19 protein-coding genes are annotated in these 17,858 nt (G+C 65.2%); 11 read left to right on the top strand and 8 right to left on the bottom strand.

Going from position 1 to position 17,858, the window contains the following annotated elements:
• Positions 1-44 precede the first annotated feature (44 nt).
• Entirely contained in the window at positions 45-428 is a 384-nt protein-coding gene (locus JWN03_RS01555; protein ID WP_297608519.1) for a winged helix-turn-helix transcriptional regulator, read from the top strand.
• Here the strand turns inward: JWN03_RS01555 and JWN03_RS01550 are convergent.
• On the bottom strand, positions 385-1,857 hold the full coding sequence (locus JWN03_RS01550) for an MFS transporter (RefSeq protein ID WP_297608516.1): 1,473 nt from the start codon (positions 1,855-1,857) through the stop codon (positions 385-387). The two genes, JWN03_RS01555 and JWN03_RS01550, sit on opposite strands and share 44 nt — an antisense overlap.
• Positions 1,858-1,959: 102 nt before the next feature.
• On the opposite strand from JWN03_RS01550, the gene JWN03_RS01545 reads away from it, so the two are divergent.
• Complete coding sequence (locus tag JWN03_RS01545; RefSeq protein WP_297608513.1) at positions 1,960-2,523, top strand: TetR/AcrR family transcriptional regulator; 564 nt, start codon at positions 1,960-1,962, stop codon at positions 2,521-2,523.
• A gap of 35 nt (positions 2,524-2,558) precedes the next feature.
• Here JWN03_RS01545 and JWN03_RS01540 read toward each other — a convergent pair whose 3' ends face one another.
• From JWN03_RS01540 to infC, 5 genes are all read right to left on the bottom strand, one after another.
• Positions 2,559-4,286, bottom strand: a complete 1,728-nt coding sequence (locus JWN03_RS01540) for an amidohydrolase (RefSeq protein ID WP_297608510.1) — start codon at positions 4,284-4,286, stop codon at positions 2,559-2,561.
• 302 nt (positions 4,287-4,588) lie between these two features.
• On the bottom strand, positions 4,589-5,419 hold the full coding sequence (locus JWN03_RS01535; RefSeq protein ID WP_297608506.1) for a TrmH family RNA methyltransferase: 831 nt from the start codon (positions 5,417-5,419) through the stop codon (positions 4,589-4,591).
• A 10-nt stretch (positions 5,420-5,429) separates the two neighbouring features.
• A complete protein-coding gene (gene rplT / locus JWN03_RS01530) occupies positions 5,430-5,810 on the bottom strand; it encodes a 50S ribosomal protein L20 (RefSeq protein ID WP_297608502.1) in 381 nt (126 codons plus the stop codon).
• 91 nt (positions 5,811-5,901) lie between these two features.
• Positions 5,902-6,096, bottom strand: a complete 195-nt coding sequence (rpmI, locus tag JWN03_RS01525) for a 50S ribosomal protein L35 (RefSeq protein WP_297608498.1) — start codon at positions 6,094-6,096, stop codon at positions 5,902-5,904.
• A gap of 60 nt (positions 6,097-6,156) precedes the next feature.
• Positions 6,157-6,897, bottom strand: coding sequence for a translation initiation factor IF-3 (gene infC / locus JWN03_RS01520; protein WP_297608633.1), 741 nt, complete (start codon positions 6,895-6,897; stop codon positions 6,157-6,159).
• A gap of 326 nt (positions 6,898-7,223) precedes the next feature.
• Here infC and JWN03_RS01515 point away from each other — a divergent pair, with 326 nt between their 5' ends.
• Positions 7,224-7,595, top strand: a complete 372-nt coding sequence (locus JWN03_RS01515; protein ID WP_297608495.1) for a DUF1844 domain-containing protein — start codon at positions 7,224-7,226, stop codon at positions 7,593-7,595.
• A gap of 116 nt (positions 7,596-7,711) precedes the next feature.
• Here the strand turns inward: JWN03_RS01515 and JWN03_RS01510 are convergent, their stop codons facing one another.
• Together JWN03_RS01510 and JWN03_RS01505 are read right to left on the bottom strand one after the other, a co-directional pair.
• Entirely contained in the window at positions 7,712-8,194 is a 483-nt protein-coding gene (locus JWN03_RS01510; RefSeq protein ID WP_297608492.1) for a hypothetical protein, read from the bottom strand.
• Positions 8,195-8,200: 6 nt separating this feature from the next.
• The gene (locus JWN03_RS01505) at positions 8,201-8,641 is read right to left on the bottom strand and encodes a hypothetical protein (RefSeq protein WP_297608489.1); all 441 of its coding nucleotides are present in this window, start codon (positions 8,639-8,641) and stop codon (positions 8,201-8,203) included.
• Positions 8,642-9,290: 649 nt separating this feature from the next.
• On the opposite strand from JWN03_RS01505, the gene JWN03_RS01500 reads away from it, so the two are divergent.
• From JWN03_RS01500 to JWN03_RS01465, 8 genes are all read left to right on the top strand, one after another.
• Positions 9,291-10,133, top strand: coding sequence for an LppX_LprAFG lipoprotein (locus tag JWN03_RS01500; RefSeq protein WP_297608486.1), 843 nt, complete (start codon positions 9,291-9,293; stop codon positions 10,131-10,133).
• A gap of 275 nt (positions 10,134-10,408) precedes the next feature.
• Complete coding sequence (locus tag JWN03_RS01495; protein WP_297608483.1) at positions 10,409-11,869, top strand: fatty acid desaturase; 1,461 nt, start codon at positions 10,409-10,411, stop codon at positions 11,867-11,869.
• Between the two features lie 147 nt (positions 11,870-12,016).
• On the top strand, positions 12,017-13,132 hold the full coding sequence (locus JWN03_RS01490; RefSeq protein ID WP_297608630.1) for a type III polyketide synthase: 1,116 nt from the start codon (positions 12,017-12,019) through the stop codon (positions 13,130-13,132).
• 38 nt (positions 13,133-13,170) lie between these two features.
• Positions 13,171-15,321: an ATP-binding cassette domain-containing protein gene (locus tag JWN03_RS01485; RefSeq protein ID WP_297608480.1), complete on the top strand. Its 2,151-nt coding sequence runs from the start codon at positions 13,171-13,173 to the stop codon at positions 15,319-15,321.
• A 118-nt stretch (positions 15,322-15,439) separates the two neighbouring features.
• Positions 15,440-15,661, top strand: a complete 222-nt coding sequence (locus JWN03_RS01480) for a hypothetical protein (protein WP_297608477.1) — start codon at positions 15,440-15,442, stop codon at positions 15,659-15,661.
• Complete coding sequence (locus JWN03_RS01475) at positions 15,654-15,989, top strand: hypothetical protein (protein ID WP_297608474.1); 336 nt, start codon at positions 15,654-15,656, stop codon at positions 15,987-15,989. Before JWN03_RS01480 ends, JWN03_RS01475 begins: the two co-directional genes overlap by 8 nt.
• Before the next feature lie 151 nt (positions 15,990-16,140).
• Positions 16,141-16,986, top strand: a complete 846-nt coding sequence (locus tag JWN03_RS01470; protein ID WP_297608471.1) for a helix-turn-helix transcriptional regulator — start codon at positions 16,141-16,143, stop codon at positions 16,984-16,986.
• A 69-nt stretch (positions 16,987-17,055) separates the two neighbouring features.
• Positions 17,056-17,847 carry an SDR family NAD(P)-dependent oxidoreductase gene (locus tag JWN03_RS01465; protein WP_297608468.1) on the top strand — a complete coding sequence of 264 codons (792 nt, stop codon included), beginning with the start codon at positions 17,056-17,058 and terminating at the stop codon, positions 17,845-17,847.
• Positions 17,848-17,858: the final 11 nt, after the last annotated feature.

Below are 17,858 nucleotides of genomic sequence, written 5' to 3'. Positions count from 1 at the left end.
CCCTTTGTGAAGTAGGCACTAAATAGTGCGCTACTCTCCTTCGCATGACCACGTTCGTCGAATCCTCGGGTCTGCCCGCCGACGTCTACTCCCCCAAATGCCCCACCCGTCAGGTCCTCGACCACATTGCCGGGAAGTGGACGATCCTCGTGGTGGACGCGCTGCTGCAGCAGGACACCATGCGCTACACCGAACTGTCCCGCCGCATCGGCGGTGTCTCCCAGAAGATGCTCACGCACACCCTGCGCAGCCTGGAAGGCGACGGATTCCTCACCCGCACAATGCATCCCACCATTCCACCGCGAGTGGAGTACCAGCTGACGCCACTGGGCCGCAGCCTCGCTGAACCGATCAGCGCGCTGCGGCAGTGGACCGAAACTCATATCAATGAAGTGGAACGAGCCCGGGCTCTGAATCAGGCCGAGTAGCAGTGATTTCCGCGATCCGGCCTTTGCCTCCGGGGAGGAACAGGGCGATCACCGCGCCGACCGCCACGATGACGGCGCCGACACCGATGGCGGGGGCCAGGCCGTCGACGTAGCTCTGCGGGGTCGTGTAGCCGCCGTGCGAGGCGAAGACGGACGCCAGCACCGCGACACCCATGGCCACGCCGACCTCACGGATCGTATTATTCGCGCCCGAGGCCATGCCCTGATCCTTCGGGGATGCGCTCGCCATGACGACGGTGGCGGTGGGAGCGAAGGTCAGGCCCATGCCGACGCCCCCGAGGATGAACGGCAGGACGAACGAGCCGTAGGAGACATCGACCGTGGTGATCATGGCCATCCAGCCCAGGGCTGCGGCCAGGAAGACCTGACCGGCGGCGACCAGTACACGGGGGCCGACACGGTCGACGATCAAGCCGGCCAGCGGGGCCACCACCATCGGGGCCATGGTCCACGGCATGGTGCGAATGCCCGCTTGCAGCGGTGTATAGCCCTGCACCACCTGGAAGTACTGGACCAGCAGGAAGATCGAGCCGAAGACACCGAGCGCGAAGGTGAACGCGACCGTGTTGATGACGCTGAAGCTACGGTTGCGGAACATGCGCAGGTTCAGCATGGGGTCGGTGACCCGCAACTCCCAGGCAATGAACGCCACGAGAAGTGCTGCGCCGCCGAGTATTCCGCCCAGCACGATGGCGGAGGTCCAGCCGTCGTCCGCGCCGTGAATGACGCCCCACACCACCGCGAGCACGCCACCCGCCGAGAGCAGTAGCCCGACCACGTCCAATCGCCTTGCACCACCGAAGGATTCGCTCAGCACCCGGGCCACCAGCGGCACCGCGACAATGCCGATGGGCACATTGAGCCAGAAGATCCACTGCCAGCTCAGGCCGCTCACCACCGCGCCACCGACCACCGGGCCGAGCGCCACGCCGAGCCCGGAGATGCCACCCCAGATGCCGATGGCGGCACTGCGCATCTTCTCCGGGACCGAGGCAGACAGCAGCGTGAGCGAGAGCGGCATGATGGCGGCCGCGCCGAAGCCCTGAATCGCGCGGAACAGGATCAGCATCCACGGCTCCGACGCCACGGCGCAGGCCGCCGAGGCCGCGGTGAAGACGCTGATGCCGATCATGAACAGCCGCCGGCGACCGAGCCGGTCACCGAGCGCCGAGGCGGTGAGCAGCAGCGATGCGAACGCGAGGGTGTAAGCGTTCACAAACCACTGCAGGTCGGAGAGGGAGGCGCCCAGATCGTGCTTGATCACCGGAAGCGCGTTGGCGACCACCAGATTGTCGAGTGTCGCCATGAACATGGGGATGCCCACTGCGGCCAGGACGGCGGCCAGCGGCGGCTTGCGCGACGCGCTCGCCCCCGTTGCGTCAGAGGAGGTTTCGAGTGTTCCAGTCATGTCATATCCCTAGTTGGTATCGACTGATAACTAGAGAGTATGCATCGACTGATAACATGTCAATGGTGACTATGATTCCCCAATGACGAGGAGGCCGAAGCCGTGACGAGAACCCGCATGACCGCCAGTGAGCGCGGCGAGGAAGTGCTTCAGGCTGCCGTTGTCGCTTTCGCCCAATCCGGTTATGCCGCAACAAAAACCGATGAGATCGCGCGCCTGGCGGGTGTCTCGCAGCCGTATGTCATCCGCCTCTTCGGCACCAAACAGCAGCTGTTCCTGGCGGCTGTGAACCACAGCTGCGATCGGATCGAAGAGAACTTCCGGGTCGCCGCCTCCCGCGTCCACGCAGACGCCACGCCGGAGGAGCGACTGGCCGCCATCGGCCCCAGCTACACGAACTTCCTGAATGAACGCGAACTACCTCTGATACTGCTGCACGGCTTCGCAGCAAGCGCCGATCCGACGATCGGAACCGCAGTGCGCACCCGCTTCGGCGGCATCTACCAGATAGTGCGCGAGCTGACCGGCGCGTCGGTGGAAGAGGTCCGCATGTTCATGGCCATGGGCATGCTGCTCACCGATATGACCGCCATGCAGCTGGTCGGACCAGACGCCATCGAAATGCCGTGGGCCGCCGAGCTGATCGGCGACTACGGCGAGGCCTGAGGGCAGATCTTCCCGGCTCTTCCCGGCGCGGGCCCTCAGCAGTGGTACTGCACCAGCGCACCCAGATTCGCGACCTCCGGACCGGTCTCAGCTTCCTTCAGGGTGCCCGACCCGAAGCGCGTCGTGCCACGCCGGATGGTCTCCACCACCCGCACGTCCTCCCAGGATTTGAGGTTCTCGGGTTCGGCCAGCGCGAGCGGATCGACGCTGAGCACAACAAGATCGGCCAATTTGCCGGTTTCGATGGTGCCCTTCGTCTTCTCCTCGAAGTACTGGTACGCGGCATTGCTCGTCAATGATCTGAGCGCATCCCGCACCGACACCCGCTGGCCGGCGCCGATGACAGTCCCACCACCTGCCGAAGTCGTCCGAGTCACCCGGGTGACCTGACTGGACAGAATGGCGATCGAATTCGCCAGGGCGACAGGCGCATCGTGATGGGCGGTATAGCGCAGACCGTTCTCCAGCGCCCACGCGGTCGGCGAAATATTCTCGGCGCGTTCGCCTCCCAGCACCGTGCTCCGGTACCACTCACCCCAGTAGAAGGTGTGCATGGTGAAGAACGACGGGATGATGCCGAGCCGGGCGAACGCCTCGATCTGATCCCGTCGAGCCGTTTGCGCGTGAATCGCGACGGGTCTGCGGTGCACGGCATTCGGCTCCCCCAGCCGCTGACAGGCCGACTCGACCGCCGCGATGAACTGGTCGATAGCCGCATCGCCATTGACATGCGCGATGACCTGAATATTGCGCCGGAAGGCCTGGTAGACCTTGTCGTTCGCGTCCTCGTCGCTGAGGATCGGATAGCCGCGGTAGCCCTTCGGCTTTCCGGGCACCGGCTGGAAATACGGCTGCGTGAGCCATGCTGTCCGCCCCTGCGGTGAACCGTCCAGCACCAGCTTCACTCCGGCGAGGCGCATACCCCGGAAGTAGCCGTCCTTGACCTCCAGTCGATCCCAATCCGCTTCGGTCTCCAGCTCCGAGGCCTTGAAATACACGGCGAGGTCGATCAGAAGGCCGGTGGAATTCTGCAGCCCCCGAAGATAATCCAGTATCGGGCGCTTGACCCCGCCGTCCTGCGCGGTGGTGAACCCGAATCTGCTGTACTCCTTACGCCCCGCCGCGTAGAGACCGGCGCTGTCGAGCGGGTTCAGCCCGCTCACGGCCAGATCGAAGGCCGGATCGAACACCGTCTCCTCCAGCGGCTGTGGTGTGTCGAGGTCGTAGCCGAGCAACCGCAGTCCCTCTCTATTGACCACCCCCAGATGCGCGGACTGGTGCACCGCGAGCACCGGCCGGTTCTCTCCGTCCTCGTCGGACACCTTTTCGAGATCGTCGAGAGTGGGGTGACCGCCGATGAGCGAATCGTCGTATCCCATACCGACAATCCACTTCGACCGCTTGCCGACATCCGTTTTCGCCCACGCCTTCAGCGTGCTGACCACATCGCCGACGGATGCCACTCTCCCGTCGGGTTCCGCGAGCAGATTCGCCAGCATCGCCTGCAGGCCGACACCACCCATATGACCGTGGGCATCGATGAATCCCGGCAGCAGGCACTCGCCCCGCAGATCCTGCATGCGGGTGGAGTTCCCCTTCCACTGCGCCTCGGCCTCCGCGAGATCGCCTACGAAGACGATCTTTTCGCCGCGAACGGCCACCGCCTCGGGCGGCGCGGCCTCCCCCTCGCTCATCGTCACGATCGAGCCGTTGAAGAAGATGCGATCAGCCTTGAGCAAGGCCGAGGTATCCGAATCTGACATGGCGAACCTCTTCCAACCGATCGCCGAAAGAGGTCGCCCACAGTCGCACCAGCCGCCCCCAGCAGCGATGCCGACGAAATGAGAACCCACCCATTGTCGTTCGCCCCCGCCCACATCCGGGGCCGAATGGCGGATTATCCCGCGAGCCGAAATCCCTTGAGCAAACCGGGAATTCGGTTTCGCGCCGCCCGATCGAACGCGGCTGCACCGACCCATTCAGACCACACAGCCCGTGTCCCTACCGGACACACCTTATCGGTGTCGTGCGGTGGGGACACGGGCTGTGTGGTCGGTGCGTGGAGTCAGCGGGCCGCGTACTGGACGCGCGCGCTGGCGTACAGGCAGATCGACGCCGCCGCAGCCAGATTCAGGCTTTCGGCGCGGCCGTGGATGGGAATGCGCACGCGGTGGGTGGCGCGGTCGGCGATGGCACGGTCCAGGCCGTGTGCCTCATTGCCGAACAACCAGGCGACCGGTCCGCGCAGCAGTTCATCGGCGTCGTCGAGGTCGACCTCGCCCTTCGCCGCTGTCGCCAGGATGGTGATGCCCGCCTGTTCGAGGGAGGACAGCACCTTCTCGGTGTCGCGCTCGCGAGCGAGCGGGACATGGAAGAGACTGCCCGCGGCGGCCCGCACGCATTTGCCATTGTGCGGATCGACCGAATCACCGGCCAGCACAATACCGTTCACACCCACCGCATCGGCGACACGAATGAGGGTGCCCGCATTACCGGGATCGGCGATCTCCACCGGCACGGCCAGCAGGGTCGGCGCAGCGCTGAGCACCTCGTGCAGCGGCACATCCACGGAACGGCACACGGCGAAGAGGCCGGCCGGAGTCACGGTCTCCCCCAGCATTTCCGCGGCCCGGTCGCTCACCAGTGTGGTGCGCACGCCCGAGGCGGCGGCACCGGCCACCAGCTGATGTTCCCGGCCGGCGATCTTGGCGGAGTAGAACAGCTCCTCGATACGCCCGGTATCGAAGGCCGACTCCACCGAGTTGGCGCCCTCGGCCAGGAACAGCCCACTCTTGCGGCGCACCGGAGCCCGATGCAGTTTGACAGCCGAAACGACCCGCGGATTGCGCTCGGAGAGCGCTTCTACGGGTCGTTCCGAATTCTGCTGTGTTGTCACGCAATCCGGCTTAAGCGGCCGGAGCGTTGACGTCTTCCGGCAGCGCAGCCTTCGCCAGGGCGACGAGAGCGGCGAACGCCTCGGCGTCGGAGACGGCCAGCTCGGCCAGGATCTTGCGGTCAACCTCGATCTCCGCGAGCTTGAGGCCCTGGATGAAGCGGTTGTAGGTGATGTCGTTCAGACGCGCGGCGGCGTTGATACGAGCAATCCACAGCTTGCGGAAGTCACCCTTGCGCGCCTTACGGTCCCGGTAGGCGTAAGTCAGCGAGTGGAGCTGCTGCTCCTTGGCCTTGCGGTACAGCCGCGAGCGCTGCCCGCGGTAGCCCTTGGAGGCCTCGAGTACGGAACGGCGCTTCTTATGAGCGTTGACGGCCCTTTTGACGCGTGCCACTTGTCAGTCCTTGATCGATCGGCGGGCGCTGCGGTTGCGCCCGGGAGGGGTCGGTTGCTGGCGTTCGAGAACGCGAGGTGCTGATGCAGCCTTAGAGGCCGAGCAGCTTCTTGACGCGAGGAACGTCCGCCTTCGCGACGACCTCCGTGCCTTCCAGACGGCGAGTCCGGCGCGACGACTTGTGCTCGAGGAGGTGGCGGCGGTTGGCCTGCTCACGCATGAGCTTGCCCGTGCCGGTCACCTTGAATCGCTTCGAGGCACCGCTGTGCTTCTTCATCTTCGGCATGGATTCCTCAATCTGTCTCGTGCCGGCGGCGTACCAGGGCGCGCCGCCGGATGATCGTTATTACTGCTGCGGGGTGGCCGCCTGCGCCTCAGCTGCCGGCGCGACAGCCGGAGCTGCCGGTTCGGCTGCCGGGGCAGCAATTTCGGCAGCCGGGGCTGCAGCCGGAGCCGCTGCCGCGGGCGCACTGTTGCGCTGCGGCGTCGAGCTCGCTTCGTTCTGTGCCTTCACCCGCGTCTTCGCACCCTTGTGGGGCGCGAGGACCATGGTCATGTTCCGGCCGTCCTGCTTGGCCGAGGTTTCGACGAACCCGAGGTCCGCGACGTCGGAGGCCAATCGCTGCAACAACCGGAACCCGAGCTCCGGACGCGACTGCTCACGACCACGGAACATGATCGTGACCTTGACCTTCGACCCGGCGTCCAGGAAGCGAACAACGTTGCGCTTCTTGGTCTCGTAGTCGTGATCATCGATCTTCGGGCGGAGCTTCTGCTCCTTGATCACGGTCTGGACCTGGTTCTTCCGGGACTCACGCGCCTTCTGCGCGGTCTCGTACTTGAACTTGCCGTAGTCCATGATCTTGCATACCGGCGGACGCGCGTCCGGTGCGACCTCGACCAGGTCGAGGTCGGCCTCGAGGGCGACGCGTAATGCATCTTCAACACGCACGATCCCGACCTGCTCACCACCCGGTCCGATGAGGCGGACCTCGGGTACGCGGATGCGATCGTTGATGCGAGTCTCAGTGCTGATGGGGCCTCCTAGGTCAAGCGGTTCGTCAACGACCGCAAGCAGTAACTGCAACCCCAATTTCAACACGAAAGCCCCGCGTTGGTATTTCTCCAACACGGGGCCCGAGTCGACCGATCTACGACGCAAACAACTCGCATCGCACCTGATCTGGGTTAAACCCATACAGGTACCCACCCGGTAAAGGATGGGCGACCGGACCGCCAAGCCTGGTACGAGACCGGCAGACGGTGGGAGTCGGGCTCCACTTGATGCCCCAAGCCGGTTACAGGAACCTGTCTGGGGCGGTCGTCGCGGAAAAGTCTAACATCAGTGCGCCGCAGCTCCGAATCGGCTGCCCCCTCGACCAGGGACAACCTGGTCGGTGCGATGCTCTACCCATGAGTGAGGCGACTTTGAACGAGCAGGAATCGGCTCTCATCGACGGTGAAGTCGTACGCGAGCTGGCCGAGATCCCGGCGGTCGAGGTTATCAGCCGGGCCGCCGTCATGCTGATGAGTTCGGCTGCCGAGAAGCTCGGCCTGGGCGAGCCGGATCCGTCCGCCAGCCCGCACCTGGACCTGGACGAGGCGCGGCGCGTTATTACCGCGCTCGCCGGTCTGGTCACCGCGTCCGTCGAGTACCTCGGACCGCACGCCGGTCCCATCCGTGACGGACTGCAGTCGCTGCAGCGCGCCTTCCGCGAAGCGTCCTCGCATCCGGACGCCCCCGGTACGGGCCCGGGCGAGAAGTACACCGGTCCCGTCTACTGAGCTATACGCGAATCCGATTCGGCCCGGCACGACCGATTGCGGTCGTGCCGGGCCGAATTCGTTCGCCGATGCTGTGGATCGCGGCCAAAAGCATGCCGGGATGACGGGGAGGCGCGTCAGGCGGTACCGATTCCGGTGAGCAGGGTGGTAACGACGGCGGGAACGTCGGTCGGGGTGTGCGGGGTGCCGGGGAGCAGGGCGGTCAGGGCCTGGTCGTGGCAGATGCCGACGAGTACGGCGAGGGCCGCGTCGAGGTCGACGGCAGGGGCCAGGCGGCAGAGGTCGCGTTCGGCGGAGAGGTAGCGCGCCAGTAGATTGCGCCAATTCTGGTCGTGCTCTTCGGATTCGGCGAAGCGAGTGAGGACGGCGGGGGTGGCCAGTAGGCCGGCGAAGACCGGGACGACTGCGCGGTGCAGGGCCAGGCCCGCGTGTAGATAGGACTCCAGATTTTCCGCGACGGTCGCGGTACCGGCGGGCGGCAGTGGACCCGAGAGCGCGGTGCTGCGCGTCGACGTGGGCTGGGCGGTGGCGACAAGGTGGTCGCGCAGGCCGCGATCGTCGTCGCTATCACGCAGCGCCGCTGCCTTTCTCGGTGACATAGCGGCCTACGGTAGCGGCGTGGTCGCCGTGACCAACCAGGCGGTACCGCGCAGGCGGACACCGCCCGGGGTGGCGAAGGGTTCGAGCGCCCCGGCAATGGCCGACCGCACCTGACCGTCATTGGCGAAGTCGGCGAGCATGCGATGAGAGCGGACCGGACCCCAGCCCATGACGAATTCGGCGGTATCGGCAATATCGCGTCCCCAGATGCCGTCGGCCTCGATATGACGGATGCCGATATCGGTGAATCCGGCCACGGTCAGCAGTGCGCTGATCCGGTCCGGATCAGCGAACGGACCGCTGGCGTGACCGATCTCCATACCCGCCAATTGTGTTGCGGCAGCACCGAATACACTGCCGATATCGGTGCCCGGCCGGGGCTGCACGGTGAGGACGGCCAGGCGGCCGCCGGGCCGCAGCGCCCGCGCGATAGCCCGTGGCCGCACCGGCGGACGCGCGGCGGGCCGCCAGACGGGTCAATTGCCCGTTGCCGCAACCGATATCGAGCACCCGGTCGGTCTCGCCAATCCCGGCCGCCGCCAGCAGCGGTGCGTTGAAACCACCGTTCACGGCGTCGTAGCGGTCGTAATGACCGGCCCAGTGCTCACCCTCGTAGCCGTTCCATGCCTCGGACTGTGCGGTATTGACGATCTCGGTCACAGCCCGCTCCTTTATGAACGCTCGTTCATGAACGTACGTTCATAAAGATCCGGCGGAATCGGTCAATCAAGAGACGGCCGCGCGGATCGATCACCCGCAGATCTATCGCACGAGGATTTCGGCGGTAGCACGGGCGTTGCGGAGTGCGCCGGGCTCGAGCCGCCCCGGGCGTCGATGCGGAGGGACGCTGATCAACTCGTTTCGCGAAAGCCTGTTGCCCCGCGGTTGCTTTCCCCGTAGTCACGCCATGAAAACTTCTCGAATGAAACAGCTTTCGCGAATATCCGGACGGAAAGCCTTGGCGACGCGGACGTGGTGCTGGTTGGATGCTCGAGTAGCGTCCGAGCAAGCGGGGCGTCGTGGAAGTGCTGCATACTACGACGCGGGGAGCGGCAGCTGCCCGCATACAGCGAACGAAACCTTCGGGGGTTGTACATGATTGATTCCATTTTCGAGCAGAGCCCTGCGCGTGCGCAGACCTCGCACCGCCGCCGCCGGCTCGTCCCGGCCGTGGTGGCCGCGGCGGCCCTCATGGGCGCACTGGTGACAGGTTGCTCCTCGTCCGACTCCGGTTCCACCTCGACCACATCCGCCGGCGCACCGGCCACCGGTCCACTGCCGGACGGCGCGCAACTGATCGCCGAGTCCTCACGCACCACGCAGACCCTGCAGTCGGTGCACCTGGACCTGCAGGTCACCGATATTCCGAACCTGCCGGTCGATTACGTCAAGGCCGACATCACCAACCAGCCGCAGGGGTCCGGCCAGGCCCTCGGCGAGGCCAAGGTCCGCGTCAAGGAGAACGACCCGACCTGGACCGAGACCAAGTTCCTGGTCGTCGACAAGACCCTGTACGCCGGTGACGGCACCAAGTACGCACCCGTCGGCCCGGCCGAGAAGATCTACGATCCGGGCGTCATCCTGGACAAGGACAAGGGCCTGGCCCACGTCATCGCCGAGGTGCAGAACCCGAAGGCCGAGGCCCGCGAGACCATCAACGGCGTGAACACCGTCAAGGTCACCGGCACCATCGACACCGCGGTCATCGACCCGGTCGTGCCGCGTATCGGCCAGACCGCGGGCGTCCTGCCCATCACGCTGTGGATCGCGGATGTGGCGCCGCCGACGACCTCCGCTTCGGCGCTGCCGTCCTCGGCCGCTTCGCCCGGCACCGGCCCGAATCTCGTGCGCGCGGTGGTCACCAAGGACGCCGGCAATGTGAATCTGACGCTGTCCGCCTGGGGTAAGCCCGTCACGGTCGTCAAGCCGACGGGTTAATCAGGCGCCTGCCTGGCATCCGAACACGGAACGGTCCGGGAACGCGGAACGCGGCAACTTTGCCGTCTTCCGCAGTCCCGGACCGCATTTCGTGGTGTGACTATGCGCGTGACCGTCCAGTTTGGTCGAGGGCTTAAGAAATTGATTGGTGAAATACAAGGCCCCGCACGCACGATAACGAGGCATCGCTCGAACGCTGTGGGTGCGTATGGCTTCGGGGTAGCTATGAAACCTGATCAGCGGAGCGCAGGGCTGATCAGACACGGAGGAATGAGATGACAACCGAACACGCGGACACCGAGGAGCGGGATCTCCGTCCACCCCCGCCGTCGGGTCCACCTCCGGTTTCCAACGTCTGGGTCTACAACGGCAAAGCCTACGACCTGAGCGACTGGATTTCCAAGCATCCGGGCGGCGAGTTCTTCATCGGGCGAACGAAAAACCGTGACATCACATCGATTATCGGTTCGTACCACAAGAACCCGGAGGGGATCGGGAAGCTGATCGAGCGGTACGCGCTCGACCGCGTGGCGGTGCCGGAGGATATCCATCCGAAGGCCAATGCGCCGGACTTCCTGTTCAAGGAAGGCTTCGACAGCTGGCGCGATACGCCCCAGTACCGCTTCGACAATAAGGACGATCTGCTCCATCAGGTGAAGAAGCGGCTCAAGGAGCCGGAGCTCGCCGCCCGCATCAAGCGGATGGACAAGGCGTTCAATATCGTTGTGGCACTGCTGGCCATCGCGTATTTCGCGGTGCAGGGCGTGCGCCTGTTCGAGCGCAGCTGGATGCCGTTGCCGGTCTTCGTGATCGCCATGGTGCTGCTGCGCAGTTCGCTGGCCGGCTTCGGCCACTATGCGATCCACCGTGCCCAGAAGGGCATGAACAAGATCTATACGAATGCCTTCGACTTCAATTACGTCGCACTGGCTTTCGTCACCGCGGACGGTCACGCGCTACTGCACCACCCGCACACGCAGAGTGAAGTCGACATCAAGAAGAACGTCTTCACCATGATGACGCGCATCCCCCGGCTCTACCGGGTGCCGATCCACACCATCCACAAGTTCGGGCACACGCTCACCGGCATGACCATCCGACTGCTCGACGTCTGCCGCCTCACCCGCAAGGTGGGCATCAAGGATATGTACGGGACCTGGGGTGGCGCGCTGCCGCACTTCATCGGGTCGTTCGGCGTGCGGTTCCTGCTGCTCGGCGAGTTCATCGCCTTCACCGTGATGGGCGACTTCTGGGCCTGGGCACTGCAATTCGTGATCTCGCTGTGGATCAGCACCTTCCTGGTGGTGGCCAGCCACGACTTCGAGGTGGACACCGAGGAACTGGAGAGCAATACCGAGGACTGGGGTATCAATCAGCTGGAACAGGCATACGACCTGAAGGTGGTCGGCAACCGCTACGTGGACTGCTTCCTGTCCGCCGGGCTCAGCTCGCACCGGGTGCACCACGTACTGCCGTACCAGCGCAGTGGCTTCGCCAATATCGCCACCGAGGACGTATTGCGCGAGGAGGCAGCCAAATTCGATGTCGAATGGCTGCCCGCGAAGAGCTTCTTCACCGACCGCTTCCCGAAGCAGATCCAGACGTACCTGTTGGCGCGCTCGGACGATGCGAAGGAACAGAACTGGGGTTTCTTCCGCGAGCATTTCGCGCCGTCGGCCTTGAAGACCTGTGCTGTCTACACGATTCAGGGATTCACCGGAATCGGCACGGTGTGAACCGATTCCGCTGATCGACGCGCATATTTTTACCGAAAGAAGGGGAGTAATTTCGTGACTATCACCATTGGCGAGGCGGGGGCCCAGCCCACCGTGACCGCTCTGCGCACGTCGGGGGACGAGCAAGGTTACGGATCGGGCGAGCGCATGCTGCCGCCGGCGCCGCCGACCACGGTCGGCGTAATCGAAAGCATCGCAACGGGTTCGCCACTCGGGATCCATGATCAGGCCGAGGCCGCAGCGCGAGTCGCCGAGCGGTTCTCCGATCCTGCACAGCAGGTGCGGATTCCGCGGATCTACCAGAAGACCCGGATCCAGACCCGCAGGCTCGCAATCGATCCGCTCGATCCCGAGTTCCTGCCGTTCAGCTCGCGCCCGGCCACCATCCGGGAGCGCATGAACCTGTTCTACGACCACGCGGTGCCGCTGGCCGTGGACGTGGCCGGGCGGGCCATCGCCGGGCTGGCGGATCCGGCCACCCAGATCGGGCTGCTGGTCTTCGTGACCAGCACCGGATTCATCGCGCCCGGCGTGGATGTGGCCGTGGTCAAGCAGCTCGGACTGGCCAAGTCGGTCGGCCGGGTCGTGGTGAACTTCATGGGCTGCGCGGCCGCCATGAACGGTATGCGTACCGCCGTGGATTACGTTCGGGCACACCCGGATAAGAAGGCGATGGTCATCTGCCTCGAGCTCAGCTCGGTCAACGCCGTCTTCGACGACAATATCAACGACGTCATTATCCACAGCCTGTTCGGCGACGGCTGCGGTGCGGTCGTCATCGGCGCGGGCCAGGTGCAGCAGCCGCTGGCGCCGGGCAAGATCGTCATTCGGGACAGTTTCAGCTACCTGTTCGACGATGCGGAGGACGGCATCGTGCTCGGCGTCAACGACAACGGCATCACCTGCGAGCTATCGGAGGATCTGCCGCAGTACATCCTGCGGGGCGTCGACCCCGTCGTCTCGGAGGTACTGCACCGCAATGGATTGCAGAAATCCGATATCGACCTGTGGGCCATCCACCCGGGTGGACCCAAGATCATCGAGCAGTCGGCGCAGTCACTGGGCATTCCGGTCGAGCAGGCCGCGGTGAGCTGGGATGTGCTGGCGCGCTACGGCAATATGCTCAGCGTCTCGCTGATCTTCGTGCTGGAGGAGATGATCCGGCAGGCCGGCAGCGGCAAGCCCATCTCGACCGGTGTGGCGTTCTCCTTCGCGCCCGGGGTGACCCTCGAGGGCATCGTCTTCGACATCGTTCGCCAGTAGTCCACGCGCACAGCCCTATTCAAAGAAATCAGCAGCCAATGCAACTCATCAGATTCCTCATCTCGATCTCCTGGATGCGGATCGCGGCCGTAATCGCAGCCGGCCTCGTCTGTGGTGTCGCCAATACCTACCTGGTGACCCTGATCCGCGGCGTCGTCTCGCCCGGACCGCATCCGGACGCCACGCTCGGGCACTTCGCCCTCACGGCGGTGGTCATCCTGGTCAGCGGTGTCATCTCGCAGGTGCTGCTGATCCGGCTCGCGCAGGAAGCCATCTACCGGCTGCGGGCGGACCTGAGTTCCGGAATCGTCTCGGCGCCACTGGAACACCTGGAACGACTCGGCATGCACCGCCTGATGGCGACGCTGACCGAGGATGTGCGGTCGCTGTCGCAGGCGGTGACGGCCATCCCGAGCATCTGCATCGATGTGACCACCATCCTCGGCTGCCTGGTGTACCTGTCGATTCTGTCCGGGCCGCTGTTCATGATCACCGTGGCGGGCACCCTGCTCGGAATCGCCTGTGTCGAAACGATTCTCAAGCGGGTGCGCGGGTTGTACCGCGAGGCGCGGGAGAACGACGACGCCCTGCTGCGCGCCTTCACGGCCGTGACGCTCGGCATCAAGGAGCTCAAGCTGCACCGCGGCCGGCGCCAGGACTTCATGGACCGGCACCTGCTCGGCTCGGCCGAGAAACTGCGGGCGCAGAATGTTGAAGCCGGGTCCAAATTCGCTGTGGCACAAGGCTTCGGGCAGGTGCTGCAGCTCGCCACCATGGCACTCATCCTGTTCGTGATCGCCAAGGCGCTCAAGCTGCCCGGCGATGTGATGTTCGGCTACGTCCTGGTGACGACCTTCCTGGCCATGCCCATGCAGAACTTCATGAACCGGATTCCGGACCTGCTGCGCGGTGATGTGGCGCTGGCGAAGATTCGCGGCATGAACCTGTCCATGGAGGCCGTGCACAACGAGAGTGACCTGCCTTTCACAGAGCGGCCCGCGGTGACCGAAGCCCGGCTGGAACTGACGAATGTCGGCTACACGTACCGGTTCGAAGCGCCGTCACCGTTCCCGGAGGGGCCCGGAAGTCCCACTCCGGGAAGCGGTCCGCATCCGGGGCCGGGCAAGCCGGGCGCGCGTGCGGGAAAGCCCGGCGCACAGCCGAATCGGCCTGGGGCACACCCTGAGGGTGCTTCCCCGACCGGTCCGAACGGACCACCCGAGGCACCGGGTTCGCATCCCGGACAGCCGGGCGAACACCCCGAGGGCGCTCCCCCGGCGGGTCCGAACGGGCATCCCGACGGCCCGGGATCGCATCCCGGACGGCCCGGCGCACGATCAGGCCGGCCGGGGGCGCACCCCGACGGTCCCCCACCCGGGGGTCCCGGCGGACCGGGATCGCATCCCGGAGGTGTCGGCGCACACCGCCCCGGTATGCCACCGCCGCCACGGCGGGGCGGGCATCCCACCGGTCCGGATGTGAACGGTCATCGCTGGGTCGATCATGGCGGGCACGACGGGCGGCCGGTGCCGATGGGCGCACTGCCGGACGATGCGAGCGAAGCCGCGGCCGGATTCGCGCTCGGGCCTATCGATCTCACCTTCGAGCCCGGGCAGATCACCTTCATCGTGGGCGGCAACGGCAGCGGCAAATCGACGCTGGCCAAGCTGATCACCGGACTGTATGTGCCGCGCACCGGCGCGCTGTCGCTCAATGGCGAGCGGATCGATCACGAGAATGTCGAGTGGTTCCGGCAGAACGCGTCGGCCATCTTCACTGATTTCCATCTCTTCGAGGACTATCTGGGCTTCGATCGTCCCGGCATCGACGCCGAGGTGCAGCACTACCTCGAAGAGTTGCAGATCGCGCACAAGGTGACCGTGCAGGACGGGCGACTGTCCACCATCGATCTGTCCCAGGGTCAGCGAAAGCGGCTGGCGCTCTTGACCGCTCTGCTCGAAGACCGGTCGATCTACCTGTTCGACGAATGGGCCGCGGATCAGGAACCCAAGTTCCGCGACGTGTTCTACACCGAGATCCTCGCCGACCTCAAGGCCCGCCGGAAGACGGTCATCGTCATCACCCACGACGACCGCTACTTCCACCTGGCCGACCAGCTCGTCAAACTCGACTTCGGCAAACTCACCGAAGCCACCGCGACAGCAGGGCTGGCATCGCGCACGGAATAAGCGTGAACCGACTGCTCCGGGCGTCATTGACGCCCGGAGCAGTCGGTTCGGCGTCTCCTAGCTGCGGATATGAGCGCATATCCGCTGCGGTCCTACTGTCGGTGCTACCGTTGGTGGTATGACGATGAAGCTATCCGTGAGCCTGTCCGACGACACCGGCGCGCACGTGAGGTCCCTCGGCCACGGCCGTGCCTCGAGCTATATCGACCGCGCCGTGCGAAATCAGATGCTTCGGGACGAAGTTGCTGAGATCGCCGCGACGCCGCGCACTCCGGAAGAGGTCGCATTCTTCGAGGACGCGGCGGCCGCAGCTGCGGAAATGTGGGCTGCCGGTGAGTGAAGGACCCGCGGGCCAAGGCGAAATCTGGACTGTCACAGCCAAAGTCGCCAATATCGAGCGCGAACACACCGTGGTCGTGCTCACCACGGCCGCCGTAATTCTCCAGGATGGGCCGGTGACGGTCGCGATGGTGAAACCGGGTCGAGAGATCCTGGAGAAACGGCGGCTCCTCACCGTGGCGATACCCGGTACATCAGATGTGGTGGCGGTGTACAACATGGTGGCGTTCCCGGCCGCATGGTTCACCCGCCGCCAGGGTGTCCTACCGCCGGATTCACTGGCTTCCGTACGGTCGGCGCTGAAATCGTATTTCGACCTACACGACTGACCGCCGGCGAACTGCTGTCGCGTCACCGTCCCGTCTGCCCGGTACCGCTGAGCAGGTAGCGCTCCGCGGCGGCCACCTCACCTCGGCCCGCGTGACGGCAGGACTGGTATCGGCACGGAGTAAGCGCGAACCCGTCGTTGTTGCCCGACATATGATCAGCGAACCGGCAACGAAACAGCTTCGACGGGAACAGCTCCGGGATTTTCTGCGCACGCGCCGGGCGTCACTGACGCCTGGCGCCGTCGGGGTGGTGTCGGTCGGTACACGACGCACCCCCGGATTGCGCCGGGAGGAGGTCGCGCTGCTCGCCGGCGTCGGCGTGTCCTGGTACACCTGGCTCGAACAGGGGCGGGATATCAATGTGTCCGCCGAGGTATTGGAGGCCATCGGCCGGGCACTGCAGCTCAGCGAACCGGAGCGGGCGCACCTGTTCGTGCTGGCCGGTCTCAATCCGCCACCGGCACACTCGGTTCGGGCCACGGAGGTCAGCCCGGAACTGCGCAGACTGATCGACGCGTGGGCACCCCGACCGGCGCTACTGCGGGACCGCTACTGGAATATCCTCGCCATCAATAGCGCGACGCGGGCGGCGTTCGGGTATGACGACGACGATCACAATTGCCTGGTCTCCTTCTTCACCAATACTCGATATCGCGGCTGCCATGCGCAGTGGGCACAGGTCGCGCCTTCGGTCGTGGCCGCCTTCCGCGCCGAGGCGGCACACCTGCCCGGCGACCCCGAATTCGATCGGGTCATCGCCGAACTCAGTGCGGTGAGTACGGAATTCGCGGAGCTGTGGACCCGCCACGATGTGGCCTCCCCCACTCGAGCGGTGAAGGCCGTGAACCATCCCGAGGCCGGTGCGATGTACTTCGACACCACCACGCTCGCTGTCATCGACCACCCGTGCTGGTATCTGGAGCTGTACAACCCGCAGCCCGGGACCACAACGCAGGAACGACTCGAAGAACTGCTGCGGGCAGGCATTCCCTCCTAGCCTGGTGGTGACAGACCCGGGTTTACTACGCACTGTTTGCCGTCGCACACGCTCGGGATGCTGAACTCCATGACGTACAACAGTTCTCGATTCCAGGACAAGATCGCACTCATCACCGGCGGTAGCAGCGGTATGGGGCTGGCCACCGCGCACCGGCTGCTTTCCGAGAGCGCGAACGTGATCATTACCGGGCGCGACAAGACCCGGCTCGACTCCGCTGCCGCAGAACTCGGCCAGAGCCTCGGGAAAGCGGCTGCGACGGAACGTATTCTGGTGGTGTGCGGCGATGTGGCCGACCCTGCCGATCTGGAGGTTCTGACCGATACGATCCGGACCAGCTACGGGCGGCTGGACGTGGTCTTCGCCAATGCGGGCGCCGCCTCGTTCCAGCCGGTGGGCGGCGTCACCGCGGACGAGTTCGACCGGGTGGTGGACATCAACTTCAAGGGTGTGTACTTCACCATCCAGCAGGCACTTCCGCTCCTGGCCGACGGCTCCGCGATCGTGATCAATGCCTCCGTGACGCTGCATCGCGGGATACCTGGCGCCTCCGTGTACTCGGCAACCAAAGCGGCCGTGCACAATCTGGCGCACACCTTTGCTGCCGACCTGGCGCCCAGGCGGATTCGGGTCAATTCCGTGAGCCCCGGCTATATCGAGACACCCATGTTCCGCGAGAATGTCGCGGCCACAGCGCATGCCGACATCATTGCGGCTGTGGCCTCCGCCCGCATCGGCACCGCCGAGGACGTCGCCGCCGCAGTCGCCTTCCTCGCCTCCGAAGAGGCGAGCTACATCAATGGGCAGGATCTGCTCATCGACGGCGGACTGGCTGCCGTCCCACCCTCCGCCATGCTGTAGACGCAACAGCG

It is taken from the genome of Nocardia sp., assembly GCF_025465275.1.
Classification (GTDB): Bacteria; Actinomycetota; Actinomycetes; order Mycobacteriales; family Mycobacteriaceae; genus Nocardia.
Note: the sequence above shows the minus strand (reverse complement) of the source record. Positions and strands in the feature narration are given on the sequence as shown.